This is a genomic window from Roseovarius halophilus (ex Wu et al. 2025), from assembly GCF_047086965.1.
Genome location: NZ_JBKOTX010000130.1, coordinates 1 through 16,976, shown reverse-complemented (window position 1 = coordinate 16,976; position 16,976 = coordinate 1). Strand labels below are relative to the sequence as shown.

15 protein-coding genes are annotated in these 16,976 nt (G+C 66.4%); 8 read left to right on the top strand and 7 right to left on the bottom strand.

The features are described 5' to 3' along the window. Both ACH107_RS21865 and ACH107_RS21860 read left to right on the top strand, forming a co-directional pair. Positions 1-1,326: ABC transporter permease (locus ACH107_RS21865; RefSeq protein ID WP_412507609.1), on the top strand; the 1,326-nt coding region annotated here is incomplete at its 5' end. Next, positions 1,316-2,359 (top strand): lipocalin-like domain-containing protein, encoded by a 1,044-nt coding sequence (locus tag ACH107_RS21860; protein ID WP_412507608.1) that lies wholly within the window; start codon positions 1,316-1,318, stop codon positions 2,357-2,359. The genes ACH107_RS21865 and ACH107_RS21860, both read left to right, overlap by 11 nt. 47 nt (positions 2,360-2,406) lie before the next feature. Here the strand turns inward: ACH107_RS21860 and ACH107_RS21855 are convergent, their stop codons facing one another. Next, positions 2,407-2,583, bottom strand: coding sequence for a hypothetical protein (locus ACH107_RS21855; protein ID WP_412507607.1), 177 nt, complete (start codon positions 2,581-2,583; stop codon positions 2,407-2,409). 445 nt (positions 2,584-3,028) lie between these two features. Here ACH107_RS21855 and ACH107_RS21850 point away from each other — a divergent pair, with 445 nt between their 5' ends. Both ACH107_RS21850 and ACH107_RS21845 read left to right on the top strand, forming a co-directional pair. Then, a complete protein-coding gene (locus ACH107_RS21850; protein WP_412507606.1) occupies positions 3,029-3,841 on the top strand; it encodes a TIGR00282 family metallophosphoesterase in 813 nt (270 codons plus the stop codon). An 82-nt stretch (positions 3,842-3,923) separates the two neighbouring features. Further along, entirely contained in the window at positions 3,924-5,702 is a 1,779-nt protein-coding gene (locus ACH107_RS21845) for an SLC13 family permease (protein WP_412507610.1), read from the top strand. Between the two features lie 22 nt (positions 5,703-5,724). Here ACH107_RS21845 and ACH107_RS21840 read toward each other — a convergent pair whose 3' ends face one another. Continuing rightward, positions 5,725-6,102: a PAS domain-containing protein gene (locus ACH107_RS21840; RefSeq protein ID WP_412507605.1), complete on the bottom strand. Its 378-nt coding sequence runs from the start codon at positions 6,100-6,102 to the stop codon at positions 5,725-5,727. 224 nt (positions 6,103-6,326) lie between these two features. On the opposite strand from ACH107_RS21840, the gene ACH107_RS21835 reads away from it, so the two are divergent. Further along, positions 6,327-7,331 carry a DMT family transporter gene (locus tag ACH107_RS21835; RefSeq protein ID WP_412507604.1) on the top strand — a complete coding sequence of 335 codons (1,005 nt, stop codon included), beginning with the start codon at positions 6,327-6,329 and terminating at the stop codon, positions 7,329-7,331. On the opposite strand, the gene ACH107_RS21830 is transcribed toward ACH107_RS21835, so the two are convergent. From ACH107_RS21830 to betI, 4 genes are all read right to left on the bottom strand, one after another. Then, entirely contained in the window at positions 7,297-7,533 is a 237-nt protein-coding gene (locus ACH107_RS21830; RefSeq protein WP_412507603.1) for a YdcH family protein, read from the bottom strand. The two genes, ACH107_RS21835 and ACH107_RS21830, sit on opposite strands and share 35 nt — an antisense overlap. Before the next feature lie 101 nt (positions 7,534-7,634). Beyond that, positions 7,635-9,290, bottom strand: a complete 1,656-nt coding sequence (gene betA / locus ACH107_RS21825; protein ID WP_412507602.1) for a choline dehydrogenase — start codon at positions 9,288-9,290, stop codon at positions 7,635-7,637. A 73-nt stretch (positions 9,291-9,363) separates the two neighbouring features. Further along, complete coding sequence (gene betC / locus ACH107_RS21820; RefSeq protein WP_412507601.1) at positions 9,364-10,878, bottom strand: choline-sulfatase; 1,515 nt, start codon at positions 10,876-10,878, stop codon at positions 9,364-9,366. Beyond that, complete coding sequence (gene betI, locus ACH107_RS21815; RefSeq protein WP_412507600.1) at positions 10,875-11,462, bottom strand: transcriptional regulator BetI; 588 nt, start codon at positions 11,460-11,462, stop codon at positions 10,875-10,877. The genes betC and betI overlap by 4 nt, the downstream gene beginning before the upstream one ends. Before the next feature lie 413 nt (positions 11,463-11,875). Between betI and ACH107_RS21810 the strand changes: the two genes are divergently transcribed. The 3 genes from ACH107_RS21810 (at position 11,876) to ACH107_RS21800 (ending at position 15,734) form a co-directional block, all read left to right on the top strand. Continuing rightward, complete coding sequence (locus ACH107_RS21810; protein ID WP_412507599.1) at positions 11,876-12,991, top strand: hypothetical protein; 1,116 nt, start codon at positions 11,876-11,878, stop codon at positions 12,989-12,991. A gap of 494 nt (positions 12,992-13,485) precedes the next feature. Further along, a complete protein-coding gene (locus ACH107_RS21805; RefSeq protein ID WP_412507598.1) occupies positions 13,486-15,045 on the top strand; it encodes an ABC transporter substrate-binding protein in 1,560 nt (519 codons plus the stop codon). A 149-nt stretch (positions 15,046-15,194) separates the two neighbouring features. After that, entirely contained in the window at positions 15,195-15,734 is a 540-nt protein-coding gene (locus tag ACH107_RS21800) for a GNAT family N-acetyltransferase (protein ID WP_412507597.1), read from the top strand. A gap of 19 nt (positions 15,735-15,753) precedes the next feature. Here the strand turns inward: ACH107_RS21800 and ACH107_RS21795 are convergent. Continuing rightward, positions 15,754-16,976, bottom strand: a 1,223-nt coding sequence (locus tag ACH107_RS21795) for a helix-turn-helix domain-containing protein (protein WP_412507596.1), incomplete at its 5' end; no start/stop codon positions are given.

The window sequence follows — 16,976 nt, the reverse complement described above, 5'->3', positions numbered from 1 at the left end:
ATGCGCGCCTGGGCGATGGCCGCGGGGCGCCACCGCGGGCTTCAGGGGCTGGCCGCGATCGGCCTGATGGGCGCGGCGGGGATCCTCGTGCGGCTTGGCGACGGGCTCCTGCCGGGGTTCGCGGGCTTGGCCTGCTTGCTTCTGGGGGCGGCGCTGGCGCTGCCCCTGCTGCTGGATCGTGCCCTGCGGCTTGCGCAGCGATGGGCCACCGGCGTCCGGTGGGACTGGTTCTGGGCCGACGCGCGCCAGCAGCTTCCCGGGCTCAGCCTTGCGCTCATGGCGCTTCTGCTGGCGATGGCGGCGAATGTCGGTGTCTCCACCATGGTATCGAGCTTCCGCCTGACATTCGTGGGCTTCCTCGATCAGCGGCTGACTTCCGAGATCTATGCCAGCGTCGAAAGCGACGCGCAGCGCTCGGCGCTGCTGGCCGTGGCAGAGGCGCGCGCCGATGCCGTCCTGCCGATCCTGTCGGTCGACACGCGGCTCGCCGGTCAGCAAGCCGAGCTTTACGGCGCGCGTGTCGGGCCGAGCTATGCCGACAACTGGACCTTCATCGCGCGGAACGGTCCCGTCTGGCCGCGGGTCGAGGCCGGCGAGGCCGTGATCATCAACGAACAACTGGCCCGTCGGGCCGACCTTTGGCCCGGCGACACCGTGACGATCGCGCCCGGCCGCGCGCTGCCGGTTGCCGGCGTGGTCGGTGACTACGGCAATCCCATCGGGCAGGCGGTGATCGGCGAGACGCTGTTCCGCGGCCTCTTCCCCGACGCCCGCGCCACCCGGTTCGGCCTGCGCAGCGCGTCACCCGGGGACCTGCGGCAGGCGCTGGAGGACGAGGCCGGTCTGCCGCCGGGGCAGATCGTCGACCAGTCATCGCTCAAGGCGTTTTCACTGGACGTGTTCGAACGCACCTTCACGGTGACGGCGGCGCTGAACGTGCTGACCCTCGCCGTGGCCGGGTTCGCCATATTGATGAGCCTTCTGACCCTCGCGGGGATGCGCGTGCCGCAGCTTGCGCCGGCATGGGCGCTCGGCGTGACCCGCCGCGAGATCGGGCGGCTGGAGCTGTTGCGCACGGTGGTGCTTGCGGCGCTGACCCTTGTCGTGGCGCTGCCGCTGGGGCTGGCGCTGGCATGGGTCCTGCTGGCGGTGATCAACGTCGAGGCGTTCGGATGGCGTCTGCCGATGTTCCTGTTTCCCGCCGACTACGCGGTTCTGGGGCTCGCGGCGCTCGCCGCCGCCGCGGCGGCGGCAGCGTGGCCGGCGCTCAGGCTGGCCCGCACACCGCCCTCCGATCTGCTGAAGGTGTTTGCGAATGAAGCGTGAAACGATTTGCTTGATCGCCGTCATGATGGTGCCGGCACCGGCGCTCGCACAGGGGTTCGCGGGCATGGGAACGGATGCCGAGGGATTCGCGGTGCCACGGCCCGACCCTGTTTTCGACTTCCCCGCCGATCACGGCGCGCATCCCGATTACCGCATCGAGTGGTGGTACCTGACGGCCAACCTGCAGGATCCGACCGGCACGCCCTACGGGCTTCAGTGGACGCTTTTCCGCTCGGCGCTGGCCCCGGGCGCGGCCGAGGGATGGGACAGCCCGCAGGTCTGGTTCGCCCATGCCGCCGTCACCACGCCCGAAACCCATCACGGCGCCGAACGCTTTGCCCGCGGCGGAATCGGGCAGGCCGGTGTCGAAACCGGGCCCTTCGCGGCATGGATCGACGATTGGCGCATGGCCGGCGACATCACCGGCGGCATGACGCTGTCGGCCTCGGGCGCGGCGTTCAGCTATGACATGGCACTGCAGGCCGAGGGGCCGCTGGTGTTCCACGGCGACGGGGGTTACTCGGTCAAGTCCGCGCAGGGGCAGGCCAGCTACTATTACTCGCAGCCGTTCCTGTCGGTGTCCGGCACGCTCACCCTGCCGGACGGGGAGGTTCCCGTCACCGGCTCCGCATGGCTGGACCGCGAGTGGTCGTCGCAACCGCTGGCCGAGGACCAGACCGGCTGGGACTGGTTCTCGGTCACGTTCGAGACGGGGGCCAAGCTGATGGCCTTCCGGCTGCGACAGGCGGACGGCGGCGGTTTCGCGTCGGGAACATGGATCGCCGCGGACGGCACGACGTCGCCGATTCGCGATCGGGACCTGCGCGCCCGTCCATTGACGACGACGACGGTCGCCGGGCGCGAGGTCCCCACGCGCTGGCATCTGGAAATCCCCGCGCGCGACATCGACATCCGGGTCGAGGCGATCAATCCGCAGGCATGGATGAACACGACCCCGCCCTACTGGGAGGGGCCGGTCACCGTGTCGGGCAGTCACGCGGGGCGCGGCTACCTCGAAATGACGGGATACTAGACCGGGCCGGCAACCGGCCGGGCCCGTTCGATGGCCCTGTCGTGCTGTCACGCGCTGGCGATCATGACACCGATAAACAGGATCGCGAAAATCTCGAACCATGGCAGCGTCATCTTCGCGAGCCGGTTGAGGCGGACAAACCTCATCTGGAACGCGGTCTTGGTCTTTGCCGATCCGTCCGTCTGACGCTCCGTCTCGAACGGGAAATGCAACGGGTAATCCATGCACACAACTGGCTCCTGAACTCACAGCGCCCCCAACCTGCCGCAAGACGCATGGGCGAAAATCTTGGCGCGATTAAGAAAGTGGCACCATCGTTTTGCCACATTTGATGGCGGGGGCCGGTGCGCGTGGCGGGCCGATTGGCGCGCTGGCACACGTGCGGCGCGAAGTTGGTGCTGAACCGTTGGACAAAGGTTTCGGAGGCAGATTTCTGTCCACCCTAAGTGCACAATGCAGCCCCCGTGATCAACCCGAAGTTGTTGAAAATCAATTTGGCAATCCTGCCACATTTTATCGGCGCGTTGCGGAAACAGAGTGTTTAGTCGTGGCCCCGGCCGGCACGGCCATGCAAAGGCCCCGCGACTGTCGGCGCGGCCGGTCCTTGGCGGGGCGTCACCGGATGGCTCCGCCCTTGCTCTCGCGGGCGCGCGGGCCTAACAGGGACGGATGAAGATACTTTTCCTTGGTGACGTGGTCGGGCGCGGCGGGCGCCGTGCCGTGGCCGAACTTTTGCCGGCACTGCGCGCGGCGTGGCGGCTCGATTTCGTGGTGGTAAACGGCGAGAACGCGACGGGCGGCATGGGCCTGTCGGCGGCGCACGCGAAGCTGCTGCTCGACTCCGGGGCGGATTGCGTCACGCTCGGCGATCATGCGTTCGACCAGAAGGACATGCTGCAATTCATCGAGACCGAGCCGCGCGTGCTGCGGCCGCTCAATTTCGCCAAGGAGGCGCCGGGCCGCGGCCACCGCGTGTTCAGCGACGCGCGCGGGCGCAAGGTGCTGGTGGCGCAGGTGCTGGGGCAGGTTTTCATGAAACGCCCCTTTGACGATCCGTTCTCGGCGCTCGACCCGGTGCTGCGCGCGCACGTGCCCGGCGGCGGCGTGCAGGCGTCACTGGTCGACATGCACTGCGAGGCGACCAGCGAAAAGATGGCGATGGGGCATTACTGCGACGGGCGCGCCAGCGTCGTCGTGGGGACCCATACCCACATTCCCACCGCGGATGCGCAGATCCTGCCCGCCGGCACCGGGTACCTGACCGATGCCGGCATGTGCGGTGATTACGATTCGGTCATCGGCATGGAAAAGGCCGAACCCATGCGCCGCTTCATCACCGGGATGCCGAAAAACCGCTTCACGCCTGCCACGGGCAGCGTGACCCTGTCGGGTGTTTATGCCGAGACGGACGACAAAACGGGCAAGGCGCTGACGGTCCGGATGATCCGGCAGGGCGGGCGGCTGCAGGAAGCTGCGCCCTGACCCGGGTCGTGCGGGATTGTCCTTGTGCCCGTCCGGAGGCTGTCAGAGGATGCGTGACGGCCAACAGACGCGGGCGAACCTGATGGAACTGATCGAGCTTTCGCAGACAGGGCAGGCGGCGGTGGCGCTGGCCGTCGTGGCGATGATGTTCACGCTCTTCATCCGCGAGGTCTACCCGACCGAGGTTGTGGCGATCAGCGGTGTCGCGCTGCTTTTGGTGCTGGGTGTTCTGCCCTATGACGCGGCGCTCGACGTGCTGTCGAACCCCGCGCCGTGGACGATCGCGGTGCTGTTCATCGTGATGGGGGCGCTCGTGCGGACCGGCGCGCTGGACAGCTTCACGTCGCTGGCCGACCGTCAGGCGCGCAGCAACCCGAAACTGGCCATCGGCATGCTGATGGGCTTCGTCGTGCTGGGCTCGGCGGTGATGAACAACACGCCCGTCGTGGTCGTCATGATCCCGGTCTTCGTGCAACTGGCCCGGACGCTGGGCGTGACGGCGTCCAAGATGCTGATCCCGCTGAGCTATGCCGCGATCCTCGGCGGGACGCTGACGCTGATCGGCACCTCGACGAACCTGCTGGTGGACGGCGTGGCGCGCACGCACGGGATGGCGCCCTTCACCATCTTCGAGGTGACGCCACTGGCGGTATGCCTCGTGGCGTGGGGGGCGGTCTACCTCTACTTCATCAGTCCCCTTCTGCTGCCGGACCGTGAAAGCATGGCCGACATGCTGTCGGACCGCGCCAAGATGAAATTCTTCACCGAGGCGGTGATCCCGCCCGAATCCAACCTTGTCGGGCGCGAGGTGACGGGCGTGCAACTGTTCAAGCGCGAGGGCGTGCGGCTGGTAGACGTGATCCGTGGCGACACCTCGCTGCGGCGCGATCTCGCGGGGGTCACGCTCGAGGTCGGTGATCGCGTGGTGCTGCGCACCCAGATGACCGAGCTGCTGAGCCTGCAGCGCAACAAGTCGCTCAAGCGCGTTGACCAGGTCTCGGCGGTCGAGACGACCACCGTCGAGGTGCTGATCACCCCCGATTGCAAGATGGTCGGCCGCAAGCTGGGCGCATTGCGGCTGCGCCGCCGCTACGGGGTCTATCCGCTGGCGGTGCACCGGCGGAACCAGAATATCGGGCGCCAGCTGGACGAGCTGGTGGTGCGGGTCGGTGACACGCTGCTGCTGGAAGGCGCGCCGGAGGATATCCAGCGCCTGTCGCGGGAAATGAACCTTGTCGACGTGTCCAGACCCTCGGCCCGCGCGTTCCGCCGCGGCCACGCGCCGCTGGCGGTGGCCGCCTTGGCGGGGATCGTGGGGCTGGCCGCTCTGGGGCTCGCACCGATCCTCGCGCTGGCGGTCGTGGCGGTGGCGGCGGTGCTGCTGGCCCGCTGTATCGACGCGGACGAGGCGTTTTCCTTTATCGAGGGGCGGTTGCTGGCGCTGATCTTTGCCATGCTGGCAGTGGGCGCCGCGCTCGAGGCGTCGGGCGCCGTGCGGCTGATCGTCGATGCCGTCGTGCCGGTTTTCTCGGTCCTGCCGCCGGTGCTGATCATCTGGGGGGTTTACCTGATCACCTCGGTCCTGACCGAGCTGGTCAGCAACAACGCCGTCGCGGTGGTCGTCGCGCCCGTCGCCATCGGGCTGGCGGACGCGCTCGGGGTCGAGGCGCGGCCGCTGCTGGTGGCCGTCATGGTGGCCGCCTCGGCCAGCTTCGCGACACCGATCGGCTACCAGACAAACACGCTGGTCTACGGCCCGGGCGGATACCGGTTCACGGATTTCATGCGCGTGGGGATCCCGCTCAACCTCAGTGTCGGGCTGCTGGCCTCGGCGCTCATCCCGGTGTTGTGGCCGTTGTGAGCCGCCGCGCGGCCCCGCCGCGTCAGACGGGGTTCTGCACGCCCGCGAAATACATCAATTCGCCGTCGGGCCCGAAAATCGGCCGGATGCGCAGCCTGTTCACGAAGGTGCTGCCATCCTTGCGGTAATTCAGGATGTCGATGGCGAACCGGGTGCGGGCCCTGAGGGCGCAGCGGATGGCTTCGACGGCCTCCGGATCGGTATCCGGCCCCTGAAGGAAACGGCAATTCCGGCCGACGGCCTCGTCAACGGAATAGCCGGTCTGCCGCTCGAACTCCTCGCTGACATAGATCATCGGATTATCGGGCGTGTTTGGGTCCGAAAAGACGACGCTCATGTCTTTCTCGTCATCCTCCAGAAGGGACAGCGCCCGCGGCGCGTCAAGCAGAACCGAACTCATGCGTATCCTTATTCGCGGTAGATTCCACGGCGGCGGCTGTCGGCCGGGCACGGCCCTCTTTCGCCTGCCGAGGCGGAGCTTAGACGGCGGGGCGGCGCGTGTCCACCGCAAAGCGGTCGCGCGCCACCGCCCGTCTGGGCGTACCGGAAAGGCCGCCGCCCGCGCCGCATCCAGGGGGGCGCTTTGCCCTCGACATTCCGTCGCGGCGGCCGCTAAATGCCGGCATGAGCGACGAACAGGCATCGCGACCCGGCTGGGGCGTCTTGTGGATGGTGGTGACCGGGCTGCAATTCGTGGCCGTGACCGCGCTGGTCAAATATCTCGGCACGCGGATCCCCGCGCCGCAGGCGGCGTTCCTGCGCTACGCGATGGGGCTTGTCTTTCTCCTGCCGGTCCTCGGCGCGCTGCGGCAGCTCAGGCTCGACGGGCGCGTCTGGGCCATATTCGCGGGGCGCGGGCTGGCGCACACGGTGGCGGTGGCGCTGTGGTTCTTTGCCATGGCGCGCATCCCGATCGCGGACGTGACGGCGATGAACTATCTCTCCCCGGTCTACGTGACGCTGGGCGCCGCGCTTTTCCTGGGGGAAAAACTGGCCTTCCGGCGGCTCATGGCGGTTCTCGCGGCCCTGCTGGGCGCGGTCATCATCCTGCGCCCCGGTTTCCGCGAGGTCGGGCCGGGCCATCTGGCCATGCTTTTTACCGCGATCTTCTTCGGTGCGTCCTACCTGTTGGCCAAGCAGGCCAGCGCCCGGTGCAGCCCCGGCGTGGTGGTGGCGATGCTGTCGATCACCGTCACGATCGGGCTGGCGCCGCTGGCGGCGCTCGACTGGGTCACGCCGACATGGGCCGAGCTGGGCATCCTGTTCGGGGTCGCCTGTTTCGCCACGGGCGGGCATTACACGATGACACTGGCGTTCCGGGCCGCGCCGCTGGCGGTGACGCAGCCGGTCACCTTCCTGCAACTGGTCTGGGCCGTTCTGCTGGGCGCGCTGGTCTTCGGCGAGGGGGTGGACGTTTTCGTGATCATGGGCGGGACGGTCATCGTCGCGGCGGTCAGCTTCATCAGCTGGCGCGAGGCGGTACTCAAGCGGCGGGGCGTGACGCCGCCCGTCTCGGCAACCAAGGTCTGCCCCCGCGCGGGACACGGCCCGCGACGGGGGCGCGGCGCGGGCGCCCCCGGGATGGGCCGGGCGGTCAGGCCGCCAGCATCCGGTAAATCTCGTCCTTGAGCGCGGCACGTTTCTTGCGCATGTCGGTCTCGGTCAGTTCCTCGACCGGGTCGACATTGGTCTCGGCGCGGTGAATGGCGCGGTTGAGCTCGTGGTATTCGTCGGCCAGCCGCGCGAAATGCGCATCGCTGGTCTTCAACGCCGTGATCTTCTCGGCGTGTTCGGGAAATTCCTCGTGCAGCTCGTGGGGGGTGTGGGACATCGCGCGTCGCTCCTTCGGTTTCGTTCACGCCCCAGCCTTAGCGCCCCGGGCCGGCGCCGGGCCTTGATGCGGATCAAATGACGGCGGCACCGCGGCCTTTTTCAGCGTTGCGCGCACTGCCAGTCGGGATGCACCCATGGCCGGGCGTTTTCCGGCGGCAGCCGGCGCCCGAGGATGTGATCCGACACTTTCTCGCCCACCATGATCGACGGCGCGTTGAGGTTGCCGTTGGTGATGCGCGGAAAGATGCTGCTGTCGGCCACGCGCAGCCCCGCGACCCCGATCACCCGCGCCTCGGGGTCGACAACCGCGGTCGCGTCATCGGCCCGGCCCATCCGACAGGTGCCACAGGGGTGATAGGCGCTTTCGGCGTGGTCGCGGATGAAATCGTCCAGCGCGTCGTCGCTCTGCGTGTCGGCGCCGGGCTGGATCTCGTGACGGATGAAGGGCCGGAACGCGGGCTGCGCGAATATCTCGCGCGTGAGCCGGATGCAGGTGCGGAAATCGCGCCAGTCGCTCGCGGTATTCATGTAGTTGAACCGGATCACCGGATCGGCGCCCGGATCGGCGCTGCGCAACGTCACGCTGCCGCGCGAGGCGCTGCGCATCGGCCCGACATGGGCCTGGAAGCCGTGCCCCTCGGCCGCCGCGCGGCCATCGTACCGTACCGCGATCGGCAGGAAATGGAACTGGATGTCGGGATACTCGACCCCGGCGGCCGAGCGGATGAAGCCGCAGCTTTCGAACTGGTTCGAGGCGCCGGGGCCGCGTTTGCCAAGCAACCATTGCAGGCCCACCCACGCCTTGCCGGCCAGGTTCCAGTACCTGAACAGGCTCACCGGCTGGCTGGCGGCCATCTGGATGTAGAGCTCGAGGTGATCCTGCAGGTTGGCGCCCACGCCGGGGCGGTCGGCCACGACATCGATCCCGTGCTCGGCAAGGTGCGCCGCCGGGCCGATGCCCGACAGCATCAGCAGCTTGGGCGAATTGATGGCCGAGGCCGCGAGGATCACCTCCTCGCGGGCGCGGATCACCTGCCGGCGGCCCCCCGTCCGGGCCTCGACCCCCACCGCGCGGCCCTCCTCGATGACCACCCGCGTGACCAGCCCGCGCAGCAGCGTGCATCCCCCGGCCCCGAGCGCGGGCCGCAGGTACGCGTTGGCCGCCGACCAGCGGCGGCCGCCGAACACCGTCATCTCGAAGGGGCCGAAGCCCTCCTGCTTTTCGCCGTTGTAGTCGTTCGTGGATTCGTAGCCCGCCTCGACCCCCGCCGCGACGAAGGCGCGGGTGAGCGGGTTTTCCATGCCGCCCCGGCTGACATGCAGCGGCCCGTCGGCGCCGCGCCATGCCGGATCGCCGCCATGCCCGCCTTCATGCCAGCATTCCATGCGCTTGAAATAGGGCAGGACGTCGGCATGGCTCCAGCCATCGGCGCCTTGGTCGCGCCAGTGGTCGTAATCGCGGGCATGCCCGCGCACGTAGACCATGCCGTTGATGCTGCTGGACCCGCCGATCACCTTGCCGCGCGGACAGGCCAGCCGCCGGTTGCCCAGGTGCGGCTCGGGCTCGCTGCGGTAACCCCAGTCGTAGCGTTTCATGTTCATTGGATAGCTCAGCGCGCCGGGCATCTGGATGAAAGGGCCGGCATCCGTGCCGCCATGCTCGATGACCAGCACGGACTTGCCCGCCTCGCGCAGCCGGTAGGCCATGGCGCAGCCCGCGCTGCCCGCGCCCACGATCACGTAATCGGCTTCCATCAGGATCTCCCCGCGGCGGCGCCGGGGACAGGCCGCCCCGTCCGCAACGGGTATTTGGACCGAGAAGATGCCATCATTCGCCCCGCGGGAAACGCTGGCTCTCTTCCACCTGGTTGAGGTCCATGTGGTTGCGCATGTAGCGTTCGCCGGCCTTCTGCAGCGGCTGGTAATCCCACGGATAGTAGCCTCCCTTGCGCAGCGCCTCGTAGACGACCCAGCGGCGGGCCTGGCTCTCGCGGACCTGCGCGTCGAACAGCCCGAGGTCCCACCGGGCGTCGGCCATGTCGCTGAAATGTTTCAGCGTGTCGGCATGGGCCGGGTCATCGGCGAGGTTCGTCAGCTCGTGCGGGTCGGCGTCGAGATCGAAAAGTTGATCGGGGTCGAGCGCGCAGCGGGTGAATTTCCAGCGGCCCTGGCGCAGCGCGACCAGCGGCGCGTAGGAGGCTTCGGCGGCGTATTCCATCGCCACGGGCGCCTGCCGCGTCTCGCCGCGGCCCAGCGGCACGAGGCTGTGTCCCTCTGTCCAGGGCGCGACCTCGTCCATGCCGAGGCCGGCCAGATCGCACAGGGTGGGGCAGACATCGATGTTGCTGACCGGCTGGTCGATGCGGCCGGGCGCCATCCCGGGCGCCGAGATCATCATCGGCACCCGCGCCGAGCCCTCGTAGAGCGACATCTTGAACCACAGGCCCCGCTCGCCCAGCATGTCGCCGTGATCCGACACGAACAGGATGATTGTGTCCTTGTCCTGCCGCGTGCCTTCCAGCGCCTCCATGACCTCGCCGATCTTGTCGTCAAGATAGGAGATGTTGGCGAAATAGGCCCGGCGCGACCGGCGGATGTCATCCTCGGTGATGTCGAAGCTGCGCCAGTCGTTGGCGTCGAAGATGCGCTTGGAATGCGGGTCGTGATCCTCGTAGGCCATGGCGGGAACCTGCGGCAGCAGGTGGTCGCAACCTTCGTAGAGGTCCCAGTACTTGCGGCGCGCGACATACGGGTCGTGCGGGTGGGTGAAGCTGACGGTCAGGCACCACGGCCGGTCGTCATGGCCCCGGCCGAGGTCGTAGACCTTGCGCTTGGCGTGGTAGGCGACCTCGTCGTCGTATTCCATCTGGTTGGAGATCTCGGCGACGCCCGCGCCGGTGACGGACCCGAGGTTGTGGTACCACCAGTCGATCCGCTCGCCCGGCTTGCGGTAATCGGGCGTCCAGCCGAAATCGGCCGGGTAGATGTCGGTGGTCAGCCGCTCCTCGAACCCGTGCAGCTGGTCGGGGCCCACGAAATGCATCTTGCCCGACAGGCAGGTCTGGTAGCCCCCCCGGCGCAGATGATGGGCGTAGGTGGGGATGTCGGCGCAGAATTCCGCCGCGTTGTCGTAGACCCGGCTGCGCGAGGGCAGCAGCCCGGACATGTAGCTGGCCCGGCCCGGCGCGCAGAGCGGGCTGGCCGTGTAGGCATTGGTAAAGCGCGTGGACCGGGCCGCCAGTTTGCGGAGGTTCGGGGCGTGCAGGAAATCGGCCGGGCCGTCGGGAAAGAGCGTGCCGTTGAGCTGGTCAACCATGAAGATCAGGATGTTGGGGCGCGTCATTCGGGGGCTCCCTTGGCAAGCGTGGTGTCGATGTAGTGACGCAGGACGCCGATCGCGGCCTCCGGGTCGAGAGGGTCGGCGCGCAGCGCCTGCCGGATGTACAGCCCGTCGATCATCGCCGCGAGGCCGCGGGTCAGGGTCGGGGCCGCGTCGCCGGCCAGCGGGCGGAAGGCGTGGTGAAGGTTGGCGCGCAGCCGGCGCTGGTAGATGTGCAACAACCGCCGCGCGGCCTCGGATTTCTGTGCCTGCACGTAGAAGTTCAGCCAGGCCGACACCATTTCGGGCCGGAACTGCGCGGGGGCGAAGCTGGCGCGGATGATCGCCTCGATCCGTTCGCGCGGGGTCCGTGCCATGCTGAGCGCGCCGCGCACCTCGGCCCCGTAGAGCGTCAGGATGTGGCGCATCGCGGCGGCGAACATCGCCTCCTTCGAGCCGAAATAGTGATGCGCCAGCCCGCTGGACATGCCGGCGCGCTTGGCGATCTGGCTGACGGTCACGTCGAGCGAGCCGCGCACGCCGATCTCGTGGATCGTCGCCTCGACCAGCGCCGAGCGGCGTATCGGTTCCATCCCGACCTTGGGCATCGGACATCCTCCGGAAAGGGTTTGCGCGGACGGGGTAGCCGTGTTTGATTGACGCGTCAATCAAGAAACCTGTCGCCGGGAGGGCCAACCCGTTGCAATAAATGGCGCAGCACGGCGCCGAGAGCCGGTCAGGGCAACACGATGACAAAGATCCAGCTCGCGAAGATTTCTTCGGGAGCTCGACGCGATAATGTCGGCTGTGCGGGAGGTTCAGGACTTTCATCCAACTGCGGTCAACATGTGCAAACGGCCCTTTTGCAGACCTCCGAACAACACGCGGCGAACGCGTGCTTCGAGCCCATTTTGACAGATACTGCACCTTGCTCCAATGTCTACAAAAGGCCGAAAACAGGCACGAGAGTACTTGCGTTTGAGTTCACGAACTCTAGAAAAAGCACTAGGCGACAAGAAACATGGCAGAGGTCATCGAGCTACCGCGCCAATCAGATGGCGAAGGATTCTATCTTCACTTCACAGGTGGTTTTCGCGTCGCCAACGTCGTCAAAGACTCTTGGAGAATTGAACCAGTACTCATTGACGGAAAGGCCTGCGCAACAGGCCCTTTAACGATGGCGCAGCTTCAAATGCTCGCAAAGCAGAACGGGTTCCGCGCAATCGCTTTCCAGCGGATAGGTTGGATGGATGGCGTATACCATTCGAGTTGGGCACCGATAGTTCCGGGGAAAAAGAACCACTCAGAAGGCCCTGCAGAGCTTTGGAGCAACATCGCGGGGAACTATGCTCGCCCTCGCGCCACGGAATTCTTTGAAAACAATGAACGACCATCAGAAGCAGAAATCGTGAAAGCACTGGATGACCGAAACCCGGTGGAAGCACTGGCGCGATATGTCAGCCTGAGTTTGCGCAGTATGGACATTAGTGTGGAGCAGATCGCAGAGCATTATCACGAACAGCTTGTGAACCATATGGCGGCTGGTCGAGTGGACGGCGAGAAGTACGCCAACACGTTGTCACATATACTCTACGCCCATGTTCATTCGTTCTTTCTTCACCTTGGAGCGGCGCGAGATTATCTTGGAGCGCTCATTGCGCATCGTATTGGGCTCGATTCGAAAAAGATCGACTCGATGGCTCGTCTCGTTGACAAACTTCGGCAGGAAAATATGCCAAACGACGCCTTGTTGGGCCTCTTGGTGACCAGTGGTGACATTGCTGCTCACCCTAGGAAACCTGGCAAGTTCGCAGTTGCTGGCTGGATGAAGGAAGTGACCTCCATCAGAAACGAATTAGTGCACAAACGCCCGTACGGGTCCAAATCCAATGAAAGATGGGGGTGGGTAGCTCCTACGCAGAAAGAAGCTGGATTGTACCGCTACTTCCGCCTGCTGGATGTGAACGGCAATGCAAAGCAAGACTTGTTTGACGTGCTCCACCATCATTATGCGCGGTGCGCTGACCTACTACACAAAGCCGCGAAGGTATCAGGGAATAACACTGCGATGATGCACTTCACGGATGAAGACGTGATTTCGCTCGAGGTCCGAAAGCCCGGTGGGCACGAGAATTGACAGTTTGATCCGTGAGGTTGCAATGAAATGCAGCCGAATCACGCCTACTTCTCAGCCTACGATGGTCAGCGATGAACTGCCGCTTTAGACTGTCAGCAGCCGTTGCTGAAAATTGGCCTGACCGACCGATCCGTCCGCCGAGCAGACCTCGGCGCGCAACGCAGCGAAGGTCCGCAACCCGCCCTCAGTTCAAAACGCCGTGCTTGCTGTCTTCGTCGCCTTTGCGCTCGGCGCGGTCCTTGCACTTTTAGCCCGCTGCGGGTTCTCACGTGTATCATCCACTGCAAGGGGCTGGCCGGGAGGGGACCCCACGTAAATGTGCTGAAAACGACAAATCCGTTGCACTTCACGAACTCGTCATACTAATTTTGCATACCTGCGGTCGATCCAGCGGCCGTTTTGCCAGCCACCCGGCAAGACCCGGGAGGCGCCCGGGGGGCCATGTGCCCGGCCGGGGGCGGCCAGACAAGACAAACCATACGGGAGATACCAAAATGTCCATCATCAAAGGCGGCCTTCTTGACCGCCGCGGATTCCTCAAGACCACCGCCGCCGGCGCGGTCGCGGCCTCACTGCCCATGGGCGGCGCGCTGGCACAGCAGCCCAAGCGCGGCGGGCACATGCGCGCGGCCATCGGCCACGGCCAGACCACAGACACGCTCAACCCGGGCACATATGAAAACAGCTTCACCACCTCGCTGGCCTACTCGGTCCACGGTCACCTGACCGAGGTGGCGCAGGACGGCTCTCTCATCCCCGAGCTCGCCGAGAGCTGGGAGGCCTCCCCCGACGCCAAGGTGTGGCGCTTCAAGATCCGCAAGGGCGTCACGTTCCACTCCGGCAAGACGCTGGAGCTGCAGGATGTCGTCAACTCCATCAATTTCCACCGGGGCGAGGAGTCGACCTCGGCCGCCGGGCCGATCGTGGCGCCCATCGTGGACATCACGACCGAAGGCGATGACACGGTCGTCTTCACCCTTGACGGTGGCAATGCCGACTTCCCGTTCATCCTCAGCGACTATCACCTCGCGATCTGCAAGGCCGACGGCGACAGCATCGACTGGCAGTCGGGTGATGGCTGCGGCAGCTACAAGCTGGTCGATTTCAACCCCGGCGTGTCCATGGCGCTGGAGCGGCACGAGAATCACTGGCGCGATGACGTCGCGTGGTTCGATTCGGTCGAGGTGCTGGCCATCGTGGACCAGAACGCCCGGACCACCGCGCTCGTTTCGGGGGACGTGGAAGTGGCCGACAGGCTCGACCTCAAGACCGTCGGGATGCTGGCGCGGCGCGACGACATCCAGATCAACTCGGTCGCGGGGACTCAGCATTACACCTTCGCGATGGATACCCGCAACGCGCCCTACAACGACAACAATGTCCGGCTGGCGCTCAAATACGGCCTCAACCGGCAGGAACTGGTGGACAAGATCCTGTTCGGCTACGGCTCGGTCGGCAACGACCACCCGATCGGCGAGAACCAACGGTTCTACAATTCCGAGCTGGAACAGAAGACCTACGACCCCGACAAGGCGAAATACCACCTCAAGCAGGCGGGGCTGGACAGCGTTGACGTCTCGCTCTCGGCGGCCGACGCGGCCTTCGTGGGCGCGGTGGATGCCGCCGTGCTCTACCAGAGTTCGGCCGCCGAGGCGGGGATCAACCTCAAGCCGGTGCGCGAACCCAATGACGGCTACTGGTCCGATGTCTGGATGAAGAAGGATTTCGTCTCCGTCTACTGGTCGGGCCGCGTGGTCGAGGACCAGATGTTCTCGACCGCCTACAAGTGCGGCGCGTCGTGGAACGACAGCTTCTGGTGCAACGAGCGTTTCGACGATCTGCTGATCAAGGCGCGCTCCGAGCTGAACGAGGACAAGCGCCGCGAGATGTACTGGGAAATGCAGGAACTCGTCTCGGACGAGGGCGGCGTGATCATCCCGATGTTCGCCAACTGGGTCTTCGGCAACTCCACCAAGATCGCCCATACCAAGCAGATGAGCTCGAACTGGGACGTGGACGGGATGCGGTTCATCGAACGCTGGTGGTTCGCCTGATCGGCCACGACAACGGTGCACACGCCGCGGGCCCGCCACGGCCCGCGGCCTGACCGGCCCAACCTGCCGCGCCGCGCGCGGCAGGTTTTTCACGCGCGGCACCCGGTGCGGTGACCCGGCGCGCCACCCACCGCGAAAGGGGCCGGCACATGCACGTCACCTGCGGATACAAGGACCGGGCTGACAGCATCATAGAGCTTTTCACCGCGACCTTCGCGGATGCCGAGGGCGCGGAAGAGGGCGCGCTCATCGGCACCCTCGTCCGGTCTCTCTTCGCCACGACGGCACAGGAAGACCTGCACGTGTTCTGCAGCCACGCGGATGACCAGATCACGGGCTGCATCATGTTCTCCCGGCTGGTCTACGAACAGGAAACGCGAACCGTGTTCCTGATGGCGCCCGTCGCGGTCAGGCCCGGTTGGCAGGGCCGGGGGATCGGGCGGGCGCTGATCCGTCACGGCCTCGACGAGATGCAGAAACGCGGCGCGGACGTGGTGATCACCTACGGAGATCCGGCGTATTATGGCAGGGTGGGCTTCGCGCCGATCCCGGAATCCGAGGCCCGCCCGCCCTTGCCGCTCGCCCATCCCGAGGGCTGGCTGGCGCACTCCCTGACCGGTGGCAGGCCGGCGCCGCTGCAGGGGGCGTCGCGCTGCGTCGCGGCCTTTGACGACCCGGCCTATTGGTGAGCAAGGACGGCGCCGCGCGTCAGCCCACCTCGTAGGGCAGCACACCACGCGCGTCCGGCGTGATCGACAGCCGCCGCTCCAGCGGCGGGACCGACCGCTGGTGGCAATCGGTGCGTTCGCAGATGCGGCAGGAAATGCCGATGGGTTCGAACGCGCGCGCATTGGTCACGTCGAGGTCGTCGGCGAAGACCAGCGCGTCGGCATGTTTGACCTCGCAGCCGAGCGCGATGGCAAAGCGGCGCACCGGGGCGCCGAAACTGCCCCCCGGCTTGCTCACGTCGCGCGCAAGGCTGATATAGCGCACGCCGTCCGGCGTTTCGGCCAGCTGCCGCAGGAACCGCCCCGGCGTCTCGAAGGCGCGATGCACGTTCCATAGCGGGCAGGCGCCGCCGAACCGGGCGAATTGCAGCCGCGTGGCGCTGTGGCGCTTGGTGATCGTGCCTGCCTGATCGACCCTGACGAAGAAGAACGGGATGCCCTTGGCCCCGGGCCGCTGCAGGGTGGACAGCCGGTGGCAGACCTGCTCGATCGACGCGCCGAAGCGGTTGGCCAGCAATTCGAGATCATGCCGCGTGTCCTGTGCGGCGCGCAGGAAGGTGGCGTAGGGCATCATCGCGGCCCCGGCGAAATAATTGGCCAGCCCGATCTTGGCGATGGCGCGGGACGCCTCGTTCTGGAAGCGCGCGAAATCCAGCGTCGCCTCCAGCAGCTTGTCCTGCGTCAGCAGCGCCACCTGCAACAGCAACTGGAAAGTGCGCGTTTCCGGCTCGGCGCGCGAGGACAGGTAGAGCGTGGCGCCCGGCCGGTCGAAATGGCGCAGCTGCCCGCTGTCGGTATAACTGACCGAGATCCCCAGCTCGTCCAGCCGGGCGGTGGCGACGTCGCGGATGTTGCGCTGCGCGCCGGTGGGCGTGGCAAAGCGTTCGGCGGCCCGGTCCACCGCGTCGATATAATTGTCGCAATAGTGGAAGAAGTCGCGCACCTCGGTCCACGGGCTCGACTGGCTGCGCGCATCCTCGCGGCCAAGCGCCTCGTCAAGGCTGGCAAGCCTCTCGTGCGTCTGCCGGTAGGCGCTGTGCAACTCCAGGAAGGCCCGTGCCAGCGCCGGCGCGTTCGATGCGGTCAGGCGCAGGTCCGCCAGCGGATGAACAAGGAGTCCGCTGGCGACGATCTCGGGCTGACGCTGCAGACCGGCTTTTCTACCCGCGCGCTGGTCGGGCTCTTCGGCTCGGACAGGTTCCG